Source organism: Chitinivibrionales bacterium, assembly GCA_035516255.1.
Classification (GTDB): domain Bacteria; phylum Fibrobacterota; class Chitinivibrionia; order Chitinivibrionales; family FEN-1185; genus FEN-1185.
In genome coordinates, this window is the sequence record DATJAL010000022.1 from 1 (window position 1) to 1366 (window position 1366).

At 53.2% G+C, this 1366-nt stretch carries 1 protein-coding gene; it reads right to left on the reverse strand.

Going from position 1 to position 1366, the window contains the following annotated elements:
* Positions 1-883 (reverse strand): AraC family transcriptional regulator (locus tag VLX68_07185; GenBank protein ID HUI92012.1); only part of this gene is annotated, 883 nt, incomplete at its 3' end.
* Between the last annotated feature and the right edge of the window lie 483 nt (positions 884-1366).

A 1366-nucleotide genomic window follows, 5' to 3' on the forward strand; every position in this document is an offset into this window, starting at 1 on the left:
CATTGCATTTGCCGCTCTTGAGCAATTCAGCCGCGCGTTCCATGCGAAGTTTTCGCAGACACTGCGGGATGGTCATGCCCGTCTCCCGTGAAAAAGTCCGGCTCAAATAAAACGGGCTGCATCCGGCCTCACGTCCAATTTTCTCCAACGTGGGCGGTTCAGCCAAATCCCGGCGCAGAATGGCCACAACCCGATCCACGCGCTCCCGCACCATCCGTTTTTGCCGGTCGCAAAATAATTCATCCTCGCCACGCCGCCCGAAGAAAAAATCTGCCATCAGTTGCAGCACCTTGCCCTGATACCACAGCCGGCGCGCACCCTGAAACGAAGGCGGACGCGAGAGTTGAGAAATCAATTGTTCCTGTTCGGTGGTCAGACGGTGGATTTCCCCCAACCCGGCGGGAGACGCGCTGGAGAGCAGGAATTTTTCCACCAAACCATGAAGCGCGCCGTCGCATTGGAACAAATGTTCGCGCAGAAAACGGGGGGAAAATTCGACGGTAATGAAACGGTGCCGTTCTCCGGCCTTTCGCCAAGCCCGCAATTCATTCTTTCCCGGTGCGTAAAACCCAGCCGTCAACGGCTCAAAATCCACGGTGCTGGATGCACAATGAATGGAAGCGTGCCCGGCGAGATTCAGGCAAAGTTCCAAGCTATTTGGATGAAAACTGCGCGACCACTCGAAAGTGGCATTGGTGTTCAATTCAAAATCGTGCCACTCAATGCTAATACCCAATTCCTTGAAATTTCCATAAAGTTGCCGCCAGTCGCCTTGGGTTGCTCGCCAGATGACCGCCTCACTCAATGGGAAAACATGCGGCTTCCGGTTACGCTTCGACTCGCTCCGGCTAGTCACAGATTCGGCTGGTGCTCCAACGGTCATTTCTTCAAATCCCAAAGGATTCAGAACAAAATTAAGGCAGGTTGCGTTGTCTAACTCAACATAAATTGTCAAAGGCCGAACAAATGGTGGTCACTTCAACTCCAGCGCGCCTCGTTTCGTCTATTGTATGGCTCGACTGCGCCTGTCAAGGTTGTCCAAATAAAATGTGGCGCTTTTCGCGCGGGTTTTTCCTTTTGTGGCTCCACCTTGACAGTGCTCGCCGAGCCGGGGACGTGGCTGGTTAGGAAGGCGCGTCGGGATTTCCAGCCGGAGATTCGTGCAAGCACATTCAACCGCAGGCTAGGCGCAAGACGGCATCCAAGCTGATGGCGGGAAATTGAAAAATACAATTTCAAGATTTATGGTTGACAACTGTATCTATTATGCTACGGTAGGGAATATGCCGTTTATTCAGTTTCCTTTCATTGAAGTGCCGAAGGAATTGCGCAAGCTGGTCGGCGAGCCGACGCCCGGCACTCGTGC